Raw genomic sequence first — 23,681 nt, forward strand, 5'->3', positions numbered from 1 at the left:
CGCTCTCCGCCACCACCGAGCCCGGGCCAGATCACACCGGCGCGGGCTCGGTGTACCGCACGCCGTCACACCGCGCAAATAGCCGAAATTACTGTCTTGCAGGAGGATCCGTGCCCTACGTTCATCTCGTCGTACCTCATCTGATCCGGGCCTCCGCAGCTCACCTCACCTTCTCCCGGGAACTGCTCCAGTTCGCCACCGGCCTCGCCGACGCGACCGGCGGCGAGCCACAACAGCTCGCGGCACAGCTCCGCGGCATCGGTGCCCGGCTCGACGCCACCCTCACGGCCGAACTCGATGCCGCGGACGCGGCCCTGACCGACTATCTCGACCAGGACGGTGCCCGCCGATGAGCGTCGATCTGGGCTCCTACACCGCGCGGGTGCGAGTGCAGTCCGGCTACATCGGCGCGGTCGCCGACCCCGGGCCCGACACCGCCGTGGTCGTGGTCGGGTACCGGGCCGCCTTCGCCACCCATCCCCGGCCCGGCACCCCGATCGCGGCGTTCCCCGGTATCGATACCGCCGAGGTCGCTGCCGGTGGCGCCGCGCCGGTGGCGTTGATCGCGGTGGAGATCGCAACCCAGGTCGTCACCCCCGGTATCAGCGAAACCCGGTGGGAGCACGACCCGTTCGGCATCTACGGCACCACCGGATTCCACTGGTACCTCGCGCCGGTCGACCCGACACCCGGCGGATTCGTGCTGACTGCCGGGTCGTGGGCCGCCAGCGGCTACGAGGCCGCCCTCACCACCACCCTCACCCGGCAAGCACCTACCGCCCCTGCGGTGGTGCGGCTGCACGACAAGAACCCGCACACCGGGACCCGCCGCCGGTGGCCGTGATCACCCACGCCGCAGACCTGGTGGCGTGGATCGAAACCCATCTGCCCGACCCGGGCCCCGGCTTCGGCGCGTGGACCACCGACCCGCCCGCCGCGGGCGCGGTCACCGCCACCCTGCACGTACGCATCCACCCCGCCCAGCACCCGCCGGCGGCCGTCGCGGTCGCCCTGTCGACCTTCCCGGATGTCGAAACCGTCGGCCCGCCACCGGCTTTCCGGCCTCGTACGCCTGTCTCTGCCTTCGATTGAGGAGGTCCCGATCGTGGATTCCGTTACACCGTCCCCCGATTCGGCGCGCCCGCCGATCCTCGCGCGCCTGCATGACGCGCCGTCCGCGCAGGGCTTGACGATCCCGTTCGTCACCCTGTGTCACCGGGGCGGCCGCATGCCCGTGTGGGGTGCGCTCGATCCCGCCGACCTGCAGCTGGTGCTGTCGTTTTCGCTGTGCCAGGTCTGCGGTCACCCGTTCGGTGACCGGGTGGTCGTGCTGCTGCGCCCCGCCGACTGGCTGCGCGGCATCGGACCGGAACCGGGCCTGCACCCCGAATGCGCCCACTACGCGACAGCAGCCTGCCCGGTCTTGGCCGCGCGCGTATCGCATTATCGGTCCCGCGCCACCGCGGCCCGGTTGACCCGCTGCGACGACCCGCAATGCCAGTGCGCGGTCTGGAAACCGCCTGTCACCGGTTCCGACGAAGACAAGCGGGCCGGTCAACCGATCGAGGCCTGGTACGCGGTGTGGATCGACCGCGACCACTACCGCATCGCCCGCCATCCCGGCGACGAGGACACGCCCCCGATGGCCGGGGTCCTGCTGCGGGACGTGCCGCTGCTGGCGATCCGCAAGGTCCGCGACGCCACCCCCGACCCCGGTGCCCGCTCGGGCGAGCGGACTGTGCTCGACGTGCTGGCCGCCGTTATCGCGCTCGATCGATACGCCACCGGAAAGGGAGCGAGCCCGCTGTGAGTTCCGATGAGCTGGCCCGGGTGGGTGCTCTGTTGCGGCAAGCCGAATCCACCGATAATCCGCACGAAGCCGACGCGTTCCTCACCGCCGCGCAACGCATCGCCACCGCCCGGTCGATCGATCTCGCCGTCGCCCGCGCCCACACCCGCCGCGGCCGGAATGCGGTGCCGGTGATGCGGCAAATCCACCTCGGGGAGCCCGGCACGCGGGGGCTGTCGACGTATGTACTGTTGTTCGTGGCGATCGCCCGCGCCAACGACGTCCGCGTCGACGCGGCACACGATTCCAGCTGGGTGGTGGCGTTCGGGTTCGCCACCGATATCAATACCACCCGCCTGCTCTACACCTCGCTGGTGCAGCAGATGGTCCGCGCCTCCGCCGCGTATCTGCGCTCTGGGCAGCACCGGCGCGCCACGCCGCCGGTTGCGGGGGTCACGGCCCGGATCCGGTTCCAGGAGGCGTTCGCCGCCCGTGTCGGTGACCGGCTGCGCCGCGCTCGTGACGACGCCCGCGGCGACGCGCTCGCTCGCGCCATGGATTCGGCGACCGGCACCGCGATCGCGTTGCGCAGCAAGAACATCGCCGTGCGCGACTTCCACCGCGAACACTCCGCGGCGACAGGCACCTGGCGGGGCGGACGTCGTCGCGGCCCCGACGCGCCGCACGCGACCGCCGCCGGGGACCGCGCCGGGCGCACCGCGCGACTGGGCACCGATCCCGAACTGGGCACGCCGCCGCCCGGGTTGCCGTCGTGACCCGGGCCCGGGACACCCAGCGGCACAAGGTGTATGACGCCGAGCAGCGACTGCGGTGGCTACTCGACCAAGCCGACACCACCGCGCACCGCACGGTGGAGGTATTCGGGTCGAGGGTCACCCTGCCCGTCGAGCGCCGCATGGGGTCCCTCGACGCCGTCACCGTGTATGTCGGGCAGGTTCTCGCGCTGGGCTGGGTGCGGGCACGGTGGGCACGCGCCCGGATCCCGGTGGGGGTGCGGGAACGCCGCAGCGACGCCGCGGCGCATTACGAGTTCGCGACCGCCACCATCGCCGTGCACACCCGCACCCAAACCTCGCTGCGGGAAGTGGTCGTGCTGCACGAACTGGCCCACCACCTCCAGCCACCCGCAACCGCGAACCACGGCCCCGAATTCTGCGGCGTCTTCGCCGACCTCACCGGCGGTGTCCTCGGGCCCGAAGCCCAGTGGCTGCTCCGCACCCTCCTGCACGACGCGGGCGCCGCCATCGGATGACCCGTGCCGCAGATAGCATCCGAGGCGCAGCCCTGCCCGTACACGCCACCAAGGGGCCGCCGTTCGCGATATCACCAGTTCGGTTGCCCACCAACGGCATCGGCGGCCATCGACACTGAAGCCCGGGCGGCCGCACGCGCGCGTTCCCGCCGCACTCAGGCCGCCTCACGCACGGTGGCTGTGCCGGTTCCACCCGGCCGACCCGACGCTGCCCGACTCGCTGCAACACCATCAGGAGGCCGCAGCCACCCGGCCCGCCACCTATTCCACGGCCCTCTCCACGTCCGCGCCCCCGCGACCACCGTCACCATCCCGACGGACGGCCCTGGATGCCCGGACCTGCGACGGGAGATCAGCATCGTCACCTCCCTCGACGCCGCTGCCGTGGTGGTCACTGTGGGTGCTGCCACGTGGATCTGGGTGCTGCACAGCATGTTCGGTCCGGTCTCCTGCGTCCTTGTCGGCGCGGTGTGGCTTGGTCGCGCTCGGCACGGGCGGCGACGGCGCGGGCGGAGTGGTGTCGGATTTGCGGGCGGTGGCGAGTAGTTGCCGGGCGCGTTTCACCGTGATCTCCAACAGTTCGGCGATCTCCTCGTCGCTGTGTCCTTGGGCGTGGATCGCGGCGGCGGCGAGTGCCTGCTCGTGTTCGTGACCGGCGATGTCGCTGGTGGCGTCGGCGGTGACGTCGGTGATCTGCTGCTGCAGCCGCTCCACATCCTGGTCGCGGCGCTGCGCGGTCAGCCCGATCGCATGCCAGGCTGCCAGATAGTCACGGACCGCGGCGGTGACGGCTTTCTCCCGTTCCCGTTGCGCGGCACGCTGATCGAGGATCCGGCGGCGCAGCCGTTCCTGCCGCGCCACCACCTCCGGGGACCGCGCCCGCGAACGAGACCGGCGCGGGCGACGGGGACGGCGGGGACGATCTGAGGGCATCACAAACTCCTGACTAGCCTGACGGGCCGGTCAGTCCCTCACACCACCACGATACCGGCACCGTCACCCGCGGGCTCCGGCCACGATCTCGGGACACCCCTATTCACCGCTGGGATTCCGAGATCCCGCGTCGGCGTGGCGGTTACGCACGGATCCACGCCGTCTCCGCGAGAGTGTCTCCGGACCGGCGCCAGGCCCGCGCCACCGCATCTCTTCGCTGCGGCCGGCGCGTCGACGGTGGGCGTGCCTCCCCTTCGCGCGCCCACCGTCCCCTTTCTACGCCAAGTCATTCGGGCGTGATCCGTGCTCCCCCGGCCGAGGCCACGGGTCGTCTCCTGTGCGTCGCAGCGCGCTACCTCCGATGTTGTTGCCGTCTCCTGTTGTCCGAAAGGTGATTTCGCATGTTGTCCATCGAGAATCCGGGTGCGGTGATCGCCGCTATCCGCTCGTGGCTGGCGTTCATTCCGCGCCGGTCGGTGGTGCTCATCCTGCTGTCGCACACCGACACTCCCGAAGGCCTGGTCCGCGCGACCCATGCCACTCGAGTCGACCTCTACACCCCGGGCGGCGCGGTGGACAACCAGGGCGTCGCGATGGCGGCATTCCACGACTGCGCGTACTACCGGCCGGACACGATCTGCGCCGTCGTCATCGACGACACCCTCGACACCACTGCCACCACCGCGCCGGTGGAGCGATACCACGACCTGATCGTGCTGCTGCGCGACCGCGCCGCGGTCTGGCGCGTACCGCTGCTGGATGCCTGGGTCACGCCGGAGATCGAGGCGGGTCAGCCGTGGTGGAGCCTGGTGCATCCCGACCACGACGCCCAGCCTGGCCCGGCCCCGCAGGTGCCCGGCGTCCTCGCACCCGAACCCGACCGCACCGCCCGAACCGCCGCTCACCTCGCGGACCGTCTCCGCGACACCTCCGCACAGGTCGGCAGTGAACCTCGGCGGCAGGAGCGGATGCGGTTCGTGCTCGACCTGATCCGCGGGATCGCTGCCCAGACGTGGCCGTCCCCGGCCGAGATCGCCGAGCTGGCAATCATCCTGCAGGACCCGGTGATCCGGGACTGCTGCTTCGCGCTGATCGACACCGGTCATGCGGGCGCCGCCGGGCAACTGTGGACCCTGGCGTGGGAAACCCTGCCGCCCGGCCATCGCGGCGACGCCGCGCTACTGGCCGCGGCCGCCGCGATCGCCGCCGACGACCTCGGCGCAGCTGCGGCCGCGTTGCGCGCGATCGGGGTCGATCACCCGGGCAGCCGCCTTCCCCAGCAGCTGGCTCCGACGTCCGCGCGTCGCCTCGAGATCGTGCGGTTCCTCGTTCACTCCGGACGCGCCGTCGCCACCGCCCTCGGCCTGCACCTCGACTGACAACGGCCGAACGACGCCCGGCGCACGGCGTCATGTGTGGCTTCGGTCCGGTGCCGGTTGTCCAGTGCCTCACCCTCTCTTGTCAGGAGTGCCCGATGCATTCTGTTGTGCCCGAACCCAGACCCGAACCCGGTTCCGCGGCGCGGCGCCGCGCGTGGGCGGTGCTGTCGCGCGCCGCTGTCCACACCCCGCAGCGGGTTCATCAACTGCTCGACGAGTACGGCCCGGAGGAGGCGGCCGATCAGATAGTCACCGGCACAGCCGAATACCCGGCCGATCCCCACGCTTTCGCCCGTGCGGACCGCGATCTGGAGTCCGCCGCTGCTGCGGGTGGCCGGTTGGTAGCCCGCGACGACCCGGACTGGCCCGCCCGCCTGGCCAATGTGGGCGCATGCTGGGGCGATTCGTCGGTGCCGGTGGCGTTGTGGGTACGCGGCTCCGCGCCGCTCGACACGTTCGCTCGGACGGTCGCGGTCACCGGGGCCGCGGCCGCCACCGACTATGGGCTCCACGTCGCGGCCGATCTCACCCGAGGTCTCGCCGCACACGACCGGACGATCATCAACGGCGGTGCGTTCGGCGTGGACGCTGCCGCGCTCACAGCCGCGCTGTCCGCTGATGCGCCCGCCATCGCGGTCTTGCCCGCGGGTCTGGACCGTCCCCATCCGCACCAGCAGGCCGACCTGTTCACCCGCATCGCCGACCACGGAGTGCTGGTGTCGGAGTATCCCCCGGGTACGTTGCCGCGGCGGGCTCGGTTCCAGGACCGCCACCGCCTCGTCGCCGCGCTGTCGACGGGTGTTGTCGTCTGCGAGTCCGGGGTCCGGTCGTCCAGCCTGCATGCCTTGAGATGGGCGCGGCGCCTGCGCCGTCCGGTCGCAGCCATTCCCGGCTCGATCTACTCCGCCTCCTCGCGCGGCTGCCACCAACTCATTCGCGACGGCCACGCCCACCTCGCCACCAGCGTCGACGACGTTCTCGACCTGGTCACCGGCCGACACACCCAGGGCGGCAACCGATGACCGCGACCACCACAGCGTCGGAGGCGACGCTGGACCGGGCGCTCATCGCTCGCGCGCTCAGCTATTCCGAACACGGGGCCCGCACGATGTGGCTCGGCCAACCCGTCGCCGCGGTCGCGGACAGGATCCGCGCCGGGAGAACGCCGTTCCCGGTGCCGTCCGATGCCGTCGACCTCGCGCGCCGCGACGTCGACCTCTTGGCCGCGGTCGGCGGTCGTCTGGTCACCCGAGACGATCCCGAATGGCCCCGGCTGCAACTCGCGCCGCTGGACCGCACCCCGTCGCCGAGCCCGTTCGCGCTCTACGTCCGCGGCCCCGCCCGCTTGGACGTCACCGCCGGGCATGCGATCACCGTCACCGGCACCCGCACCCCGACCAGCTACGGCCGCACCGTCACCACCACCCTGGTCGCCGAGCTTGCCCAATTCGGTTGGAACATCGCCGCATCCAGCGGCTACGGCATCGCCGCCACCGCACACCGCGCCGCCCTCACCCACCAGGCCACGCCGGTCGCGGTCCTGCCGTGCGGGCTCGATATCGCCCATCCACCCGGCAACGCCGACCTGCTCGCCGCCATCGCCGACACCGGCCTGCTCATCTCCCCGTACCCGCCCGGGACCAGGGTGACCCGGGCCCGCCGCCGCGCGCACGCCCGCCTGTTGTCCGCTCTCTGCGCGGGTGTCGTCGTGATCGAATCCGCGCACGCTGGGGAACCCGCCACCACCGCCGCGACCGCGATCCGCGTCCGGACCCCGGTCTTCGCGGTCCCCGGCCCAGTCACCTCCGCGACCTCACGGCTGCCCCACCAACTCCTCGCCGATGGCCACGCTCGCCTGGTCACGTCCGGCCGCGACATTCACCACTGGTTCGACTAGACGTCGGCCCGCACCGTCCGGCTGGCGCGTTCTCCCAAGACAATTCGGCCCAGCGGCCGTGCCGCCAGCACGGGGCACCCGCGTGCTGGCTCGCCGTCATCCCTTGTTGTGTTCATCGCTGACCTGAAGGAGGTCTCGCTCGTGGCGTCCCCCGCTCCCGCGTTCCCATACGACAGTCAGCAGTTCCGCGTGGTGTTCCTCTCCGTCGACCACACCACCGTCCTCGGGCACATGTCGCCGCACACCCACGGGCAGAGCGAGGCTCTCGCCCTGCACGGCGGATTCGGCAATCGCTTCGTCGCCGCCGTCGAGCAGGCCCTGACCTATCCGGCGCGCGTCGTGTGGGCCGGAGAACACCAAGACCCCGACACCGGGCGGGACAAGAATCTGTTCACCGAGGCACTGGCGGCGCCCGAGGGGCATACGACACGGTATGCCCCCGGAGCACCGCTCGGCCGCTACCTCATCAACTACACCAAACACCAGTACGTCGACCACGGCGATGTCCCGGGCGACGCCGACTATATTCATGCGCTGCCCGCGCTGCCCGCGCTGACCGCGGAAGGCAACGGGCTCAGCGACACCGACTTCGTCCCCTGGCTCGAAATCGGGATCTGGGCGCGCGACCTGATCAGCATCGCCGACACCGTCCCCGACGGCTACCGCGAGCTGGCGTTCTACGACGACCCTGATCCGTCACTCACCCGGCTGCACACCGTCTCCGTCAACGACTACGCCGACCTCGTATCCCGTGGACTCGCGGGCACAGTGCGCAAACACTCCTACTGGCTGCCTTTCGTGGCTCCCGGGTGGGTCGACCGGCACCCGGACTGGGAATGTCGGCACTGGCAGTTCGATTCCGATCACCACGGAGTGCTCCGGCCGGGCCCGCTCAATGTCTCCCGCACCCGCGCCGACGGCACGGGTGCGGGAGCGGTCCGGCCATGACCGGCTCGCATCGGTGCGCATGCGGGTGCGGACGTGCCACCGGCCGCGACTATCTGCCGCTGCACGACCACCGCGCCGTGCAAGACCTGGTGCGGCGCATGTTCGGCGGCTCGACCGGACGCCTGATCGCCTACGTCGAGCGCATGGCCGCTGAACACGGCATCCCCGACTCCGTTACCGGCGACCTCCGCCCGATCCGACCTCCGCTGGCCGACGCCGTCTGCGACCTCGACCACGGGTGAACCCCACGACAAAGCCGCCGAATTCGTTGTTTCACTGCACCCTTCCACCCCTCAACTATGCCGTTGACGCCTAACCGATTCCGGTTTCCCACCACGCCCCGGCCCGTTCCCGAGGGGGCCCATCGGTTTCCTCATCCCTTTCCCTAGGAGGTTTGTTCATGCCTGCATCGACCGTGACGCGTTCGGAGTTCGAACGGCTCGCCCACCGCGGACTCGCTGGCGACGCACCGGTGCTGGAATCCGCCGCCGCGGAGCGGTGGCGCGCGGAGCATTCCGGCTGGCGGGGCCGTCACTGGACCTACGTCGAAGACGAGTCCGGTGTGCTGCGGCTGCAGCCGCTCAACGTCTCGCGTACTGCCGGGCGACGGCCCGCCGCCTAACCCCGAACCCGATCCCGCGCACCACGTTTCTACCCGTCACGGCGGGGTCATCGCTGACCGGAAATCGTTTCCGGTCGGTGGTGGCCCCCCCGCTGTCATGTCAGGAGACAATCCGTGTCATCGACCGAACCCGTCACCGGCACTGCCGTTCTCGACCCTGCCACCGGCATCACACCGGATCGTGCACCGGCAGATGTACTCCATCGCGACCCGTTCGACCCTGGCCCGGCCGTCACCAACGGCGAGGAGTCGCAGACGCCTGCGCCGCGCGCGGAGGCGTTGTGGGTCCGGCCGTCGGACTTGGTGATCGCCGAGAACGTCCGCCGCAGTTTCGATCTCACGCACTATCCCGAAATGCTGGAGTCCATCCGGCAATTCGGAGTTCTGGAAGCCCTCCTTGTCGAGCGGCAATCCGACGGTGCGTTGTGGGTGCTCGACGGGCAGATCCGCACACTGCTGGCGTTGGAGGCCGAGGCTGCGTGGATCCCGGCGTGGGTGTCCGACGTCGACCCCGAACTGCCGGACAACGAGCGGCGCATCCGGACGACGTTGATGCAGATGAACGTCAACCACCGCCGGGTGCCGATGACCCAGGCCGACGACACCGCCGCCGTGGCGTTGATGCTCGACCTCGGCGCGTCGGTCACCCGCGTCGCGAAAGGGCTACAGCTCAAACGCGACAACGTGAAAAAGGCCGCCGCGATCGGCGCGTCCCCGACCGCCAAGGGGCTGGCCGACTCCCGTACCTTCAGCCTCGACCAGCTGGAGGTGATCGCCGAGTACGAACGGCTCGGTGACACCGACGCGGTGGAGCAGCTCAGTACCGTGCGGTCGTTCGACTTCACCTACCGGGCGAAACGAATCGCGAGGGAGCGGCGGGAGACCCGCGCCCGGCTGGAGGCGTCGCTGTTGTATGCCGCCTACGGGTTCGGCGTGCTCGCCGACGAACCCGACACCAGCACCACCGATGCCCGCTTCATCGCGACCGAGCAGCTGGAAACCGAGACCGGTGCTCCGGTGACCGAGGACCTGATTCGCGGGGACGCCGCCCGCTGGGCGGTGTGGGTGGACGTCGAGGAGAACGTCGACCTGGTCGACCGCGACAGCGGTGATCCCGTCGACCCCGACACCGTCGACTGGGACACCAACGGCGACAACGGGACCGAACCGGCCGCCGGGCTGCGACATGCCGATAGTGTCGCCTGGCGCGACCGCTGGACCCCGGCCTACTACCTGCTCGCCGACCAGCTCCCCGGCTCGGGCCTACGGCTGCGGGAACCGGAGATGTCCGGCACCGAAGCCGGAGGCGGCGAGGATGATTCGCCTGCCGCGCGGGCCGAGCGGACCCGCCAGGCCGCAGCCGCGGCCGCAGCGGAGCGGGAGTTGGACCGGCTGGAACGCAAACGCGTCCGAGTGCTCAACACGCGGGGTGAAGCCGCGAACGAGCGCCGCCGCGAGTTCCTGGTGCGGGTGCTGAATCGGCGCAAACCGCCAACGCAGGCCGCCGCGTTCGTCGCCGAGTCGCTGCTGCTGTTCCCCGATCTGCTCAAATCCGACGGCGCGGTACGCACGGCACGCGACCTCCTCGGCACGTCGGTGCCCACCGACGAACTCGCCACCACCGCCGCCTCGGCGACCACGCAGCGAGCGCAGGTGATCACCCTCGGATTGGTGCTCGGGGGCTACGAGACGCTGATCGACAAGTCGTTGTGGCGCAACCCCTACGGCCGCCTGCCCCGATACCTGACCTTCCTCGCCGAGGTCGGCAAGGAACTCGCCACCGGCGACGAAACCACCGACTACACGCTCGTCGACGTCGAACAGGCCGCCGCCGCACTCATCGACTACCGCCACATCGACCTCGACACCTAACCCCCGCAGGTCTGGCCGGGTGCGCCGCCGTCCACGTCCTCCACGACGACCCGGTCGGCGGCGTCCCTTGCTCCGGCGGAAATCAGCAGCGATTCACCAACACTCATCGAATGGAGGCCGCTCACTATGGCTGGCGATACACGGTTGACCATCACCGGGAACTTGACGGCGGATCCGGAGTTGACCTTCGTCCCGCGCGGCGATGCCGTCGTGAACTTCACGGTCGCGTCCACGCCCCGCTACTTCGATCGCACCTCCGGCGAGTGGCGTGACGGTGAGGCGCTGTTCCTGCGGTGCAGCCTGTGGCGGCAGCCCGCGGAGAATCTCGCCGAATCCCTCACCCGCGGTTCGCGAGTGATCGTCACCGGCCGCCTGAAGCAGCGTTCGTTCACCACCCGCGAGGGCGACACCCGCACCGTCGTGGAACTCGAGGTCGACGAGGTCGCCGCCTCGCTGCGGTACGCGACCGCGAAGGTCACCCGCAACCCGTCGGGCCGCTCCACCGCCACGGCGACGTCGCCGCGGCGGACCGCGACCAACGGCAGCGGGTTCGGCCGCCCAGGCTCGGGCGGTAGCAGCGATGCCGGGGAGCCGGTCACCACCGTGGCCGCCGACGATCCGTGGTCGGCCCCCGCACTCGCCGGAGTCGGCGCCGGCGGCTTCGGCAACCCGGACGACGAGCCCGGATTCTGACCCACTCCACCGGATCTCACTCTCACCCCGTCGCCGTGCTCAGGCACGGCGGCGGGGTGAGGTGTCGGTGAGGGGTGGGATGTCCGGCTGGTCCACACGACCAGCCACCCGAGGGCTACCAGCCCGGGACGCGCCACGCCAGCCGTGCCCGCGCACGGCGCACCCGAATTCCCCGGGCGCGGCGTCGGCTCCGTCCGCGCCCAGTCGTGCTGTCTGCGCGCGGAATTCGCGCGCGCACGCCCCGGCGCGTTCCCGGCCGGCGCGTCGCGTCCCGGCCCGGTTTCTCCGCCCTCGGCTGGTCGTCCGGACCAGCCGGACATCCCGCATGCCGGGGCCTTCGCGCTGCGGGCGGGTGTCCATCCCGTGAATCACGAACCAGAACAGGAACTTTCGACGTGTCCGAAACCAATGTCTCCGACTCCAGTGCCTTCCTCGACGCCATCGCCGACCTCGACTACACCTTCACCCGCGACCGCCGCGCCGCCCGCCGCCGCTTCGATGACGCGCTCGCGCTGGCGAAACCCGCCGATCGTGAGTTCCTCGACGACCTGGTCGAGACCTTCACTCGCTACCCGTACGAGACCGCACTGCGGCGGCTGGACGCGCAGTGGGCCCACGACGAGTCCCAGCATGCGCGGCTGCTGCGGCTGGTGCCTGACACCGACCCCGGCCTCTACGTCCGCGACCGCGCCGACCGGATCGCCGCGCTCGAGCGGCAGGCTCGCCGCAACGGCACCTCCGTCGACGACGAAGCCTTCGCCCAGCACGCCCAGCTGCCCGCCGCCGAACTGCCGCGCCAATCGATCCGGATGTGGCGCAACCCTCCGGGCCGCACATACCTCGCCCCCTCAAGGGAGACCGACAAGTCGCGCATGAGCCCCGACCGGATCCGCGCTCGCGTCCAGGGCCGCGGCAAGCGCCGCCCCGCCGTCTCTGAGCCGAAGATCGTTGGCACCTACGTCGCGGAGAACCTGTACGTCGACACCGCCGCCCGCGAACTCGCCGACGCCCGCGCCCGCGAGGAGCACCTGCGCGCCGAGGGCCTGCTGCCCACCCCCGAGCCCGGCCAGTGGATTCGCCGGTGGCCCGGCGACACCCCACCCGCCGACGCCGACGAATCCCGCGAGATCTGGGACTGCCAGCTTGTCGGCTACGTCGCCGAACAACACATCCGAGCTGCCGCGCTCGCCGGGAAGCGTCCGGTGCCGGAGGAGCGCGCACTCGCCTACGCCGACAAACGCACCCAGCTGCGTGGGGATCGCCGCCCCGAAATGCCCGTCGGCGGCAACGGACTCGACTACGACACCGAAGCCATGACCCCGGTCTCGGGATGGCGGTGCGTGTCCTGCTTCATCGAACGCCCCACCACCGATCAGCGCGCACTCCACACCCGCGACGGCCACGTCCGCAGCGACGACGGCCTGTGCGACCACTGCCGCGCCGACGACCGACCCGGCTTGCCGGAACTCCCCGCCGGATTCGGTGCCAGCGACCTCGCGCACGCCTACTGCCAATTCCTCGCCGACACCTACCCGACCTCGGCACGGGCGATCCTGGCCGAGGCCCGCCGCCGCGCGCCCCGCTGGCTCACCGAGCTGATCGACCAATTCGCCAGCCAGGCAGACCTTCCCGGCGCGACCCCCGCCACCGACACACCGGACGTCGACACCGAGCAGCCTCCGGCCCGGCCGCGCCGTCGGCAGGGCCCGCTGCTCGGGGCCGGACAGCGCCAAGCCCGCTGCGAGGGCTGCACCCGCATCCGCGCCATCCACGACGACGGGTTCTGCACCGAATGCCGCGTCTGGCTCGGCCTCGTCACCGCCGCACCACGCCAGCCCACCGCCGCCTGACCCAGACGGCATCCCCTGCTCCGGTCCGCCGCGGTGCCCACTCCCGCGGCGGACCGGATCACCACCATCTCCCTCCGGGAGGAACCCGTGCACGACTTGATCTTCGTAATCCTCGGTGTCATCACCGGCTGCCTCGCCTCCGACCGCAAGCCGCTGATCTCCATTCACCACCATTACTGCGACCAGAAACCCGACAACCAGCGCCCCTGGCCGTAGGCCGGACCGCGGCGGGGTCCAGCGTCACCGGCCGCCGCTCGCCCGCCGACCTGCGGGCGAACCCTCAGACGGCGCATCACAATCCACTGCCACCCACCAGTCCACTCATCTCCCCAATCACCCTCTCGCAATCCCCCATCGCACCCAACCCCCTCCTCCACACTCATCTCTCACAACCTCGCCTCCCTCCTTCCTCCTTCTCACTCCCCAACCACCCTCTCTCACTCATTCACGACAAGCAGACCTCTTGCATTCAGGTAACGATTCAATAACGACCAGCGGAAATGGCGGAATTCGTAAAAACGACCCGAATGCGAACCCTGGCATTCAGCACCGATTCTAGCGCTTCCTGGAAGTGTGACAGCGACGCTGCACAAGGTGCTTGCCGGGAACGGCTATCTCTACTACCTGCGGCAGATCGCCGCGGGTGATTCCACCGACCTCGGCCCCGATCCGCTGGCCGATTATTACTCGGCACATGGTGAGGCGCCGGGCCGCTGGCACGGCTCCGGGTTGGCGGCGTTGGGGATCGAGCCGGGTGAGCAGGTCACCGAAGACCAGATGAGAGCGCTGTTCGGGGAAGGCCGGCACCCGAACGCCGATGTCATCCAGGCACAGGTGATCGATGCCGAGATGGCGGCCGGTCAGAAGCGCCGTGACGCGGTACGGATCGCGGAAGCGGCGACACGGTTGGGGAATCCGTATCGCGTCTATTCCGGGGATAACGAATTCAGGAATCGGTGCGGGAAAGCGTTCGCGACACACAATACCGAGCACGGAATAGACCCGCATGCGGCAATTCCCGATGAGGTTCGTGCGCGCATTCGCACCGAAGTCGCGGCCGGAATGTTCCGCGAAACCTACGGGCGTGCACCCCTGGACGATCGTGAATTGTCGGGGTGGGTGGCACGGATTTCGCGGCCGCCCTCGGCGGCGGTGGCCGGTATCGACATCACTTTCTCGCCGGTGAAGTCGGTGAGTGCGTTGTGGGCGATCGCCCCCAGGAAGGTCGCCGAGCGGATTGCGGCGGCGCACGACGCCGCGGTCGATGACGCGATCGGGTGGCTGGAGCAGCACGGGATCTACACCCGCTTGGGCCGCAACGGCATCCGGCAAGTCGACGTCGAGGGCATCATCGCGGCCCGCTTCACGCACCGGGAAAGTCGTTGCGGAGACCCGGATTTGCACACACACGTTCTATTAGCCAATCGATCGCGCACGTTGGATGGCCGTTGGCGGACCCTGGATGCGTCGATGATCTACCGGCTGCTGGTCACGGTGTCGGAGATCTACAACACCCGCCTCGAACAACACCTGGAAGCCGATCTCGGTGTGCAGTTCGCCGAGCGTTCAGGGACGGATCCGGCGAAGCGGCCGATCCGCGAGATCGTCGGGGTGCCTGCGGCGCTCACGGAGTTCTGGTCGCGGCGCGATGCCGCGATCACGGCGCGGCTGGGTGAGCTCGCCACCGCGTTTCAGCGGGAGGTCGGGCGTGAGCCGATGTCGAAGGAAATGTTCGGATTGGCCGAGCGCGCGACGCTGGAAACCCGACCCGTCAAGCATGGGTTGCGGTCGTGGGCGCAGCAACGCGCCGCCTGGCGCGCACAAGCCGAGGCCGTCCTCGGGGGCCGGAAAGCCGTCGCCGACACCGTGTCTCAGGTGTTCCGACCTCCGCCACGGACACTGCCAAGAGTGGATGCGGCGTGGATCGCGAGCACCGCCGGACGGGTGCTGGCAACGGTGTCGGCGGAGCGAGCAACCTGGCAGCGCCATCACATCCGGTCGGAGACCGAACGCCAACTCCGTGGCGTGGTGCCGCGAGATCGGTGGGAGCAGGTCGCCGAAGCCGTTGTCACCGAAGCCCTGTCGCCGTCACATTCCATCGCGCGCGGCAACCCCGACATCGCTGCGGAACCGGTCTTTCGTGACGTCCCGGCGGTGTTCGCTCGTCGTTCCGGAGCCAGCGTGCACACCGTCGCCGGTGCACAGTCCTACACCTCGGCGCACCGTTTACAGGTCGCAGCCCGGCTGATCGACCTGTCACTGCAGCACGGCGGGCGCACGATTCCGCAGCGGTTTGTGGCCGAGGCGGTGCGCGCCTACAACGCCGATCCGGCCAACAAGGACCGGCAGTTGAACCCCGGCCAGGTCGCCGCGGTGACCGGGTTCGCGTGCTCGCCGCTGCGGATCGAGACCACCAACGCACCCGCCGGCTCGGGAAAGACGACCGCGATGCGCGTACTCGTGAACGCGTGGCGTGCCTCCGGCGGCACTGTGTTGGGTCTCGCGCCACGCGCTTCGGCGGCCGCGGTGCTCGGGGAAGCGACCGGCGCGCGGGTGGAAACGGTCGACAAACTGCTCACCGTTCTCGATGACCACACCCCGAACTCCCGTCGATTCGTACGCACCGTTGCGGCCGATCGCGTGCCGTCGTTGCCGCAGTGGGTGCTGCAGATCGATACCAGCACGTTGGTGATCGTCGACGAACACGTGCAACTCGGCGACGACAAACGCCTGCGTCTGTTCGAATTCCTCGCCGCGCGGGACGCGACGATCCGATGTGTCGGCGACGACAAGCAGCTGCCATCGATCGAAGCCGGAGGCACCGCCGCCGAAACCGCCGACGCCCACCGCGCCTCCACCCTCACCCAGGTAGTGCGGTTCGCCGACCGCGCCGAAGCCTCCGCCACCTTGTATATCCGCGACGGCGACCCCGCCGGACTCGGCTACTACCTCGACCGCCAACGTGTGCACGCCGGCGCCCACGGCGCGGTGCACGACGACGCCTACACCGCCTGGATCGCCGACCACATGGGCGGCCGGGACACCATCATGCTCGCCCGCTCCCACGACATCGTCAGCGAACTCAACCAACGGGCCCGCGACGACCGCCTCGCCCGCACCGACCTGCCCGCCGGGCCGGAAACCCGGACGGCGGACGGCCTTTCCGCATCCGCAGGCGACATCATCTGCACCCGCCACAACGACGCCCGCCTGCGCGTCGGCAGCACGGATTGGGTGCGCAACGGGTACCGGTGGGTCGTCGACACCGTCCACCCCGACGGCAGCATCACCGCCACCCACCTCCGCCCCGGCCGCCAACTCGGCCACACCACACGCCTCCCCGCCGCGTATGTGGCCACGCACGCGCGACTCGGCTACGCCGCGACCATCGACTCCGCGCAAGGTGTCACCGCCGACACCTGCCATATCGTGCTCACCGGCTACGAGTCGTGCAACCAGCTCTACGTCGCCCTCACCCGCGGCGCCCACACCAACCACCTCTACGTCCCGACTGCGATCGACGGCAGCGAAGCCTCCTTCTGGACCGAACCCGGCCTCTACCCGACCACCGCGATCGAAGTGCTGCAACGCATCCTGGCCCGCGACGCCACCCAGATCTCCGCGCACACCGAACTCCGCGATGCACTCGACCCGCACCGCCGTCTCGGCTCAGCGGTCGACATCTACCTCGACGCCACCGGACTCGCCGCCGAAGGCATGCTCGGTCCCGACGCGCTCGCTCGTCTCGACGCCGCCGCCGAACGCCTCGTCGCCGGATTGCTCGACGCACCCGCTTACCCGGTTCTGCGGCAGCATCTGGCGACCCTCGCGCTGGCCGGCCGCGACCCGGTCACCGCGCTGCGCGACGCTGTCCAAGAGCGGGAACTCGACACTGCGAAAGATCGCGCCGCCGTGCTGGATTGGCGCCTGGATCCCTCCGGCGCGCACTCCACCGACACCGGGCCCCTGCCCTGGCTGCGCAGTCTCCCCGGCCGACTGCCCGATGAGGTGGTCGCGGAACAGTTGCGGGCGCGGGCCCGCATCGTCGCCGATCTGGCCGGCCAGATCACCGCCGACGCACAATCGTGGACCGCGTCGACAGCGCCCGTGTGGGCACGACCGCTGCTCGGAAACCCGCGGCTGGTCTCAGATTTGGCGGTGTGGCGGGCCGCCCACCACCTCCCCGACACCGATCTACGCCCCTCCGGCCCCGCCCGTTATCCCGTCCTGGAACGCGAGCATCAGCAACTGCTCGACGTCCGCGTCATCGACACCGTCGGCGACCTCACCACCGCCGTGCACACCTGGAGTCCGCTCGCCAAACGCCTCGACACCCATATCCTCGCCGACCCGTGGTGGCCGGTGCTCGCGGACCGTCTCGACACCGCCGAGTCGGCCGGTCTCGACGTCGAGGACCTGCTCACTCACGCCGCCGCCCTGCGCCCGCTGCCCGACGACATGCCCGCCGCCGCGTTGTGGTTCCGCCTCGGACTCGACCCCTCCGCCCTCGCCACCACCGCAGCGGGCCGGAACCTACGGCCGGAATGGACCACCCACCTGCGACGCCTCCTCGGTGACGAGGTGGCCGAGCAGGTGATGGCCGACCCCGCATGGCCCCGGCTCGTGGCTGCGGTCGACCACGCCACCGGCACCGGCTGGACGGCCACCGACGTTCTGTCCACCGCCTGCGAACTGTTCCACGCCGCACACCCCATCCCCACGACACCCCGGCCCGGCGCGTACGCCACCGCCCTGGCCTGGCGCATCGAAGCACTCCTCCACCCCACCAACCACACCCACGAACCCGACACCGAAACCGCGACCCCGGCAACAGAGATGGACACCACAAACTCCACCCCAGACGACCACCAGCCCGACGCACCCGCGGCCGAACACCTCGGCCGCAACCCGGAACCAGCGGTGCCGCAACGACTACGCGACGTCGCCGAACTGTTCCGCACCGGCCGCATCAACGACGCCACCACCACCTTCCGCGCCCTGACCCGGGACCTCAGCGCCGAGGAACGCGACATCCTCGACCGCGTCACCACCACCCTCTACCGCAACAGCTGGCCCGTCGCCCAGGCGCGGCTACGGTGGGCCGCCGACCGATATCCCGAGCACCGCGCTCTCATTCATGCGTGCACTCCCGCCGACGACCCGCACGTCTACCAACCCACCACCAGCACGTCCGAGCCTGGCTACCGGCGCAGCGCCAGCCATGAAGCCGCCCACGACCACACGGAACGGGTCGATCCGCGCCGCCGTTCCACTGGCCGGAAACCGGACCGGCGTGCTGATTTCACCGAGGCGTATTTCGCCGACCGCGCCGCCGCAGACGACGACCCGAGAAATCTGCCGGTGCCCGAGGGAATCGACCACCACTACCGCACCTCCGGCCACCGGGCCGATAGACCGGACGCCTACCGGGTCGACTACGACCGCGCCGCGGTCCCGGGAAACCGCGGATTCGGGTGTGCGCATTGCGGAATCGAACGCGCCGTCACCGACACCCAACCCCTGCCGGGGCGGCGCGGCGACGACGGATTGTGCGGCGACTGCCGCGATGACCACCAGCCCGCCATCCCCGACCACGACCCCGCCGACCACATTCCCACGCGCTGCACACACATCACCGCCACCTACCCCACCGAACAGGCACGCGCGAAGCTCCGCCGCGACTGGCACGACGCCCCCACACGACGCGCACGCCACGCCATCACCGACTGGGTCCGCATCCACAACCCCTTCCCCGACACCACCCCGCCGGACGCCGCGACATTCGATCCCTCCGACCCCGTGCAGGCGCTCACCGACCGCGAACTCACCCAATACATTGGCGACCTCCACCGCTGCGTCGCCCTGCACGCCGACGAGGAAACCCTCTTCGGCCCCGCGCCAGCGGCCGGCCGCGACGACAACACACCACTCATCGCGTACCAGGGATGGCTACGCAACGAACTCGCCGACCTCGAAGCCGAACACCACCGCCGCAGCCAACTCACCCCCGACCAAGCCGCCGCGCGCCAATACCGGCGAACCGACGCGGATACAGCCGCGTCGGCCGGCAACCCGATCGGTTCCGTCGCCGATCCGCTGCGCGGACACGACGACGACCTGGGCCTGTAACCGGCAGTGCTGTGGGTATGCTCCGGTGCGGCAGTTGCGAGCCTCCCCGCGCCGAAAACGACGTGCCCACGCCACCCCGGCTCGGTCAAGGTCCCCCGCAGATCCCGCCGAACATCCCGCTGAGGTTCCGACTTATATCTCCGGTAGCGGTTTCGTGGTCGGGGTAGCTCCCCGTAGCGTGCCGCAGCGGGCCGGGTGGTTTGACTCCTGAGGTTCCTGTCGCCGAAGGGATTTCGGCTGACTCCGTGGGGGTATGTCGCGCCACCCGGCCTGCGTTCGCGGCGTGACTGAAGAGATGCATGACCACAAGCACGGGCAAGGTACTTGAAGTCGGATTGTCCGCCGCGGATCCCGCCCCGCAGATGTGAGAAGGGACCTGTCGTTCATGCTCGTCATCGGAGTCGATCCGCACAAGCGCACCCACACCGCGGCCGCGGTGGATCCGGCCACCAACACCGATCTCGGCTCGATCCGTGTCGAGGCCACGCTGGCTGAATACCGGCGGTTGATCTCGTGGGCGAAGCCGTGGCCGCGACGGCGATGGGCTATCGAGAACGCCGACGGCCTGGGACGCCACCTGGCACGGTGGCTGATCGCGCGTGGTGAGACGGTGGTGGACGTGCCGACGACCGCGACCGCGCGAGTGCGGGAGCTGTCGCGTGGCGGCCGACGCAAGAACGATCGGATCGACGCCGCGGGCGCGGCCTGTGTCGCCGCGCTGCAAGGCGATTGCCGGCCGGTTGTCCCCGACGAGCACTCCGAGGCGTTGGGGCTACTGGACGAGCGACGAAACAATCTGTCCGCCAACCGAACTCGATCAGTCAATCAGTTGCACGCGCTGCTGCGGGAACTACTCGCCGGAGGCGCCCCGGTGAACTTGACCGCGAACACCGCCGCTGCTGTGCTGCGCGGATTCCGCGCGCTGACGTTGTCCGATCGTGTCCGCGTCGGCCTGTGCAAGGACCTGATCGCCGACGTGCGCAGGCTCGACCGGCAATTGGCGGCCAACCAGAGTGACATGGATCAGCTGCTCGACGAACACGGCACCCGATTGCGGGACCTGGACGGCGTCGGTCCGATCCTGGCGGCGCGGCTGATCGGTCGCACCGGCCTGGCGACACGCTTCGCCACGGCAGCGGCGTATGCGACCTACAACGGCACCGCACCGGTCGAGATCGCCAGCGCCGACCGCAAGGTGCACCGGCTCAGCCGCTACGGCGACCGGCAGCTCAACGCCGCGATCCACACCATCGCGATGGTCCAGGTCCGAATGCCGGGCAGCGCCGGTCGCGCCTACTACGACCGCAGAATCACCGCCGGAGCCTCCCCACGCGCCGCCATGCGCTGCCTCAAACGACACCTGTCCAACGTCGTCTGGCGGATCATGACCGCCGACGACACCAGACGCCACCGCAGATCGGTCACCGAGACCTATTCTGCGACTTGACAAACAGATAGTCCCCCCCGCTGAGCCGGAGAGCGGATTATCCGGTTCCGGCTGGAACTCGTTGATGGTAGCTGGCCTCGTACTCGTCCGGTGACCGCCAATCCAGCTTCTTCTGGATGCGCTGGGTGTTGTACCAGCCGTCGATGTAGGAGAACAGCGCGTTCTCCTCGTCTTCCCTTGTGCACCAAAAGTTCCGATAGACCAGCTCGGTCTTCAGCGTGGAGAAAAAGTTCTCCATGAGCGCATTGTCGTAGCTGTCGCCGACCGATCCCATCGACTGAGCCATCCCGTTGTCGACCAACCTGTTCGCGAAACGAATCGCCGTGTAGGTCTCAGGTTCAACCAGTCGTCGCAACACAATCCTGTGGGAGTGAGCGTAATTGGGCGGCGAGAGCTTCGGCGGGGGTTCGCCAGCCGAGGGTCTTGCGCGGTCGGGTGTTGAGTGTGTGCGCAACTGCGGCGAGGTCGTTGGCGGAGTGCCGGCTGGGGTCTGTTCCCTTCGGGAAGTATTGACGGAGAAGGCCGTTCGTATTCTCGTTGGTGCCTCGTTGCCATGGGCTGTGCGGTTTGGCGAAGTAGATGGGCACTCCGGTGTCGGCGCGCAGCTGGGTGTGCTGGGACATTTCAGAGCCCTGGTCCCAGGTCAGAGAGCGGCGTAGCGACGGGTGTAGCATCGCGAACGCTGCGGCGATGGCTTCGCGGACCGCATCGGCGCCGTGGCCTGCCAGGGGTGGGCCGTTCTTGATGCGCGGCTCGGTGCCGTGGCCGTTCATGCGCGGCAGATGCAGCAGCATGGTGAACCTGGTGGTCCGGTCGACGAGAGTGCCGATCGCGGAGCTGTCGGCACCCAGAATGTAGGGGTCGGACCGGGGCGCGGTGCCTGGATTGCTCCTGGTCCGTTTCCCCGGCCCGCCCTCCGCACCGGACGTGCGACTCTCATCGCATCCGGCGCTCCACGGACTGCCACTGTTATGCGGGAACTGTGATTCCCGCGGTGCCCGACCATGGTGTGGGGATGTTGCCCGCCCGCCACCGGTAGCGGGTGACCGCGACGGCGGTGGTGTCGAACATGGCGATCCCGTCTGCTTCCGGTCGGTTGCCTGGCCTGCCGGTCAGAAACCGCCGGTAAAGCTCCGCCCACGTGATTCGCTTGTGCCGCTTGAGCAACCATTGGGTGACCCGATGCCAGGCGAAGGCATCGAGATACCCGAACGTCGCTTTCGACACACCGTGGCGGAAATATGCACACCATCCTCGAAGCACCGAGTTGAGGCGCCCGAGGAGGTCAGCGAGGCCGTGATGACGTGCCTTCTTCGTCAGCGCCCGCACCTTTGCCATGATCGAGGCCAGAGCCTTCTTCGACGGATAGGTGTAGACACTCATCTTGGCGGTTCCCCTCTTCCGGCGCCGCTGGATGCGAAACCCGAGGAAGTCGAACCCTTCGTCCAGGTGACAGACCCGGGACTTCTCGACCGACAGGCGTAACCCCAACGGGGCGATCACCTGCGCGACCTCGTCCCATAGCGCTTCCGCGTGTGTTCGGTTCCCGGCCACCATGATCACGAAATCATCTGCGTAACGGACGATTCGATAGGTGGCACCGCCGCGTTTGCGGTGCGCCTCGCGCTGGTAGGGAGTTGTGTGGGCCTCCCATTTCGCGACGAAATGCGCGTCCAACACCGTCAGAGCGATGTTGGCCAGCAGCGGTGAGAGTATGCCCCCTTGGGGTGTGCCGGTGTCGGAGTTCCTGACCGTCCCGTCGCCGGACATGATGCCCGCCTTCAGGAACGCCTTGATCAGGGCCAGGACACGTTTATCGGCGATGCGTGTGCGGACCCGCTCCATGATCGCGGAGTGGGCCAGCTCGTCGAAACACGCCGCGATGTCGGCCTCGAACACCCAGTGATAATTCCGGGTCCCCAGAGCATGGATCTCGGCGATCGCATCCTGAGCACGACGCTTCGGACGGAAACCGTAGGAAACCGGTTCGAAATCCGCCTCGAAGATCGGCTCCAACACCAGCAACAACGATGCTTGCACCGTCCGGTCGGTCGCCGTGGGGATACCGAGCCGCCTGAGCTTGCCGCTTCCCGGTTTGGGAATGAGTCTCTCCCGCAACGGCATTGGCGTGAAAGTCCGAGCCTTGACCTGCTCTCGGACCTTGCCCAGAAACGCCACGACCTCCTGATCCCCGACCACCGATGCCGGTGCCAGCCGATCGACACCGGCTGAACGAGCACCCTTGTTCCCCTGCACCCGTTCCCACGCAACAGTGAGGAAATCCGGGTGATGGACGAGGTTGAACACGTCATCGAACAGGCGGCCCGAATCCTCGACCGCCCAGTGGTGCAGCTTGCGTTGCATCTGCCGTACCCGCCATGCCGCCCGATCTGGATCGGGCCATGACAGCTCGCCGGTATTCACCAGCGCCTCCTTCTCTACCCGCTCACTGCGTCAAATCCGCTGGGGCCCTTCGCCATGTACGAGGCTTTCCCTCGCTCGGACTACTACGGCCCCTCCGCCCCACCGCACGGCCATCGATCGACGACGGATCAACCCGAGACCGCCGCTCCTGGCCGGAAACGGTCGGCTCGGGGAGCCGCGCGGCGGTTCCCACGTTCACTGCAAACCGATCGAGGAGGGAGGTGCCCAGCTATGCCCCTGCGATATCGCCACGGTTACGCCGCAGGCATTCACCGTGGCCTCCGAAACCGGCGACCTAAACCGATCCCGGAGTTCCCAACACCGCGAAAGGTGTTAGTGCGCATCGCAGACCAGCCCGAATCCACCGGGTTGGAGCTGGCGGGAGACTTGAGAGGCGTTAGAACACTGGTTCCTCGCGTACACCT

The 23,681-nt window shown here is 69.3% G+C and carries 21 protein-coding genes and 1 pseudogene; 18 read left to right on the forward strand and 4 right to left on the reverse strand.

Annotation, left to right across the window (positions count from 1 at the left end; genetic code table 11):
- Window positions 1-110 precede the first annotated feature (110 nt).
- The 6 genes from NM1_RS15220 to NM1_RS15245 are packed head-to-tail and all read left to right on the forward strand — an operon-like array spanning window position 111 to window position 3,062.
- The gene (locus NM1_RS15220; RefSeq protein WP_068019941.1) at window positions 111-353 is read left to right on the forward strand and encodes a hypothetical protein; all 243 of its coding nucleotides are present in this window, start codon (window positions 111-113) and stop codon (window positions 351-353) included.
- Window positions 350-844 (forward strand): hypothetical protein, encoded by a 495-nt coding sequence (locus NM1_RS15225; protein ID WP_068019943.1) that lies wholly within the window; start codon window positions 350-352, stop codon window positions 842-844. The genes NM1_RS15220 and NM1_RS15225 overlap by 4 nt, the downstream gene beginning before the upstream one ends.
- The gene (locus NM1_RS15230; protein WP_068019945.1) at window positions 835-1,092 is read left to right on the forward strand and encodes a hypothetical protein; all 258 of its coding nucleotides are present in this window, start codon (window positions 835-837) and stop codon (window positions 1,090-1,092) included. The genes NM1_RS15225 and NM1_RS15230 overlap by 10 nt, the downstream gene beginning before the upstream one ends.
- Window positions 1,093-1,105: 13 nt before the next feature.
- Entirely contained in the window at window positions 1,106-1,810 is a 705-nt protein-coding gene (locus NM1_RS42245; RefSeq protein ID WP_068019947.1) for a hypothetical protein, read from the forward strand.
- A complete protein-coding gene (locus NM1_RS15240; RefSeq protein WP_068019950.1) occupies window positions 1,807-2,565 on the forward strand; it encodes a DUF2786 domain-containing protein in 759 nt (252 codons plus the stop codon). The genes NM1_RS42245 and NM1_RS15240 overlap by 4 nt, the downstream gene beginning before the upstream one ends.
- The gene (locus NM1_RS15245) at window positions 2,562-3,062 is read left to right on the forward strand and encodes a TIGR04338 family metallohydrolase (RefSeq protein WP_068019954.1); all 501 of its coding nucleotides are present in this window, start codon (window positions 2,562-2,564) and stop codon (window positions 3,060-3,062) included. The genes NM1_RS15240 and NM1_RS15245 overlap by 4 nt, the downstream gene beginning before the upstream one ends.
- Before the next feature lie 261 nt (window positions 3,063-3,323).
- On the opposite strand, the gene NM1_RS15250 is transcribed toward NM1_RS15245, so the two are convergent.
- A complete protein-coding gene (locus tag NM1_RS15250; protein ID WP_147289090.1) occupies window positions 3,324-3,995 on the reverse strand; it encodes a hypothetical protein in 672 nt (223 codons plus the stop codon).
- A gap of 401 nt (window positions 3,996-4,396) precedes the next feature.
- Between NM1_RS15250 and NM1_RS15255 the strand changes: the two genes are divergently transcribed.
- The 12 genes from NM1_RS15255 to NM1_RS15310 all read left to right on the forward strand — a co-directional run bounded on the left by NM1_RS15255 (window position 4,397) and on the right by NM1_RS15310 (window position 20,832).
- Complete coding sequence (locus tag NM1_RS15255; protein WP_068019958.1) at window positions 4,397-5,374, forward strand: DUF4192 domain-containing protein; 978 nt, start codon at window positions 4,397-4,399, stop codon at window positions 5,372-5,374.
- Window positions 5,375-5,469: 95 nt separating this feature from the next.
- Window positions 5,470-6,396, forward strand: coding sequence for a DNA-processing protein DprA (locus NM1_RS15260; RefSeq protein ID WP_169814261.1), 927 nt, complete (start codon window positions 5,470-5,472; stop codon window positions 6,394-6,396).
- Entirely contained in the window at window positions 6,393-7,271 is an 879-nt protein-coding gene (locus tag NM1_RS15265; protein ID WP_068019963.1) for a DNA-processing protein DprA, read from the forward strand. The genes NM1_RS15260 and NM1_RS15265 overlap by 4 nt, the downstream gene beginning before the upstream one ends.
- 141 nt (window positions 7,272-7,412) lie before the next feature.
- Window positions 7,413-8,219, forward strand: coding sequence for a hypothetical protein (locus NM1_RS15270; RefSeq protein ID WP_147289091.1), 807 nt, complete (start codon window positions 7,413-7,415; stop codon window positions 8,217-8,219).
- Entirely contained in the window at window positions 8,216-8,461 is a 246-nt protein-coding gene (locus tag NM1_RS15275) for a hypothetical protein (RefSeq protein WP_068019968.1), read from the forward strand. The genes NM1_RS15270 and NM1_RS15275 overlap by 4 nt, the downstream gene beginning before the upstream one ends.
- 158 nt (window positions 8,462-8,619) lie before the next feature.
- Window positions 8,620-8,841, forward strand: coding sequence for a hypothetical protein (locus tag NM1_RS15280; RefSeq protein WP_147289092.1), 222 nt, complete (start codon window positions 8,620-8,622; stop codon window positions 8,839-8,841).
- A gap of 114 nt (window positions 8,842-8,955) precedes the next feature.
- Window positions 8,956-10,713 carry a ParB/RepB/Spo0J family partition protein gene (locus tag NM1_RS15285; protein WP_068019972.1) on the forward strand — a complete coding sequence of 586 codons (1,758 nt, stop codon included), beginning with the start codon at window positions 8,956-8,958 and terminating at the stop codon, window positions 10,711-10,713.
- 126 nt (window positions 10,714-10,839) lie between these two features.
- Entirely contained in the window at window positions 10,840-11,406 is a 567-nt protein-coding gene (locus NM1_RS15290; protein WP_068019974.1) for a single-stranded DNA-binding protein, read from the forward strand.
- 395 nt (window positions 11,407-11,801) lie between these two features.
- On the forward strand, window positions 11,802-13,256 hold the full coding sequence (locus NM1_RS15295; RefSeq protein WP_068019975.1) for a hypothetical protein: 1,455 nt from the start codon (window positions 11,802-11,804) through the stop codon (window positions 13,254-13,256).
- Between the two features lie 33 nt (window positions 13,257-13,289).
- Entirely contained in the window at window positions 13,290-13,472 is a 183-nt protein-coding gene (locus tag NM1_RS15300; protein ID WP_068019977.1) for a hypothetical protein, read from the forward strand.
- 357 nt (window positions 13,473-13,829) lie between these two features.
- Window positions 13,830-19,385, forward strand: a complete 5,556-nt coding sequence (gene mobF, locus NM1_RS15305) for a MobF family relaxase (protein ID WP_068019979.1) — start codon at window positions 13,830-13,832, stop codon at window positions 19,383-19,385.
- Window positions 19,386-19,770: 385 nt separating this feature from the next.
- Entirely contained in the window at window positions 19,771-20,832 is a 1,062-nt protein-coding gene (locus NM1_RS15310) for an IS110 family RNA-guided transposase (protein WP_068019982.1), read from the forward strand.
- Between the two features lie 37 nt (window positions 20,833-20,869).
- Here the strand turns inward: NM1_RS15310 and NM1_RS15315 are convergent, their stop codons facing one another.
- From NM1_RS15315 to ltrA, 3 genes and pseudogenes are all read right to left on the reverse strand, one after another.
- Window positions 20,870-21,118, reverse strand: coding sequence for an IS3 family transposase (locus NM1_RS15315; RefSeq protein WP_157123921.1), 249 nt, complete (start codon window positions 21,116-21,118; stop codon window positions 20,870-20,872).
- A gap of 52 nt (window positions 21,119-21,170) precedes the next feature.
- Window positions 21,171-21,686 (reverse strand): annotated as a pseudogene (locus NM1_RS41100) (IS30 family transposase); the annotation flags it as partial.
- 115 nt (window positions 21,687-21,801) lie between these two features.
- Window positions 21,802-23,256 carry a group II intron reverse transcriptase/maturase gene (gene ltrA, locus NM1_RS15320; protein WP_068019985.1) on the reverse strand — a complete coding sequence of 485 codons (1,455 nt, stop codon included), beginning with the start codon at window positions 23,254-23,256 and terminating at the stop codon, window positions 21,802-21,804.
- Window positions 23,257-23,681: the final 425 nt, after the last annotated feature.

The organism is Nocardia mexicana NBRC 108244, assembly GCF_001613165.1.
GTDB classification, from domain to species: domain Bacteria; phylum Actinomycetota; class Actinomycetes; order Mycobacteriales; family Mycobacteriaceae; genus Nocardia; species Nocardia mexicana.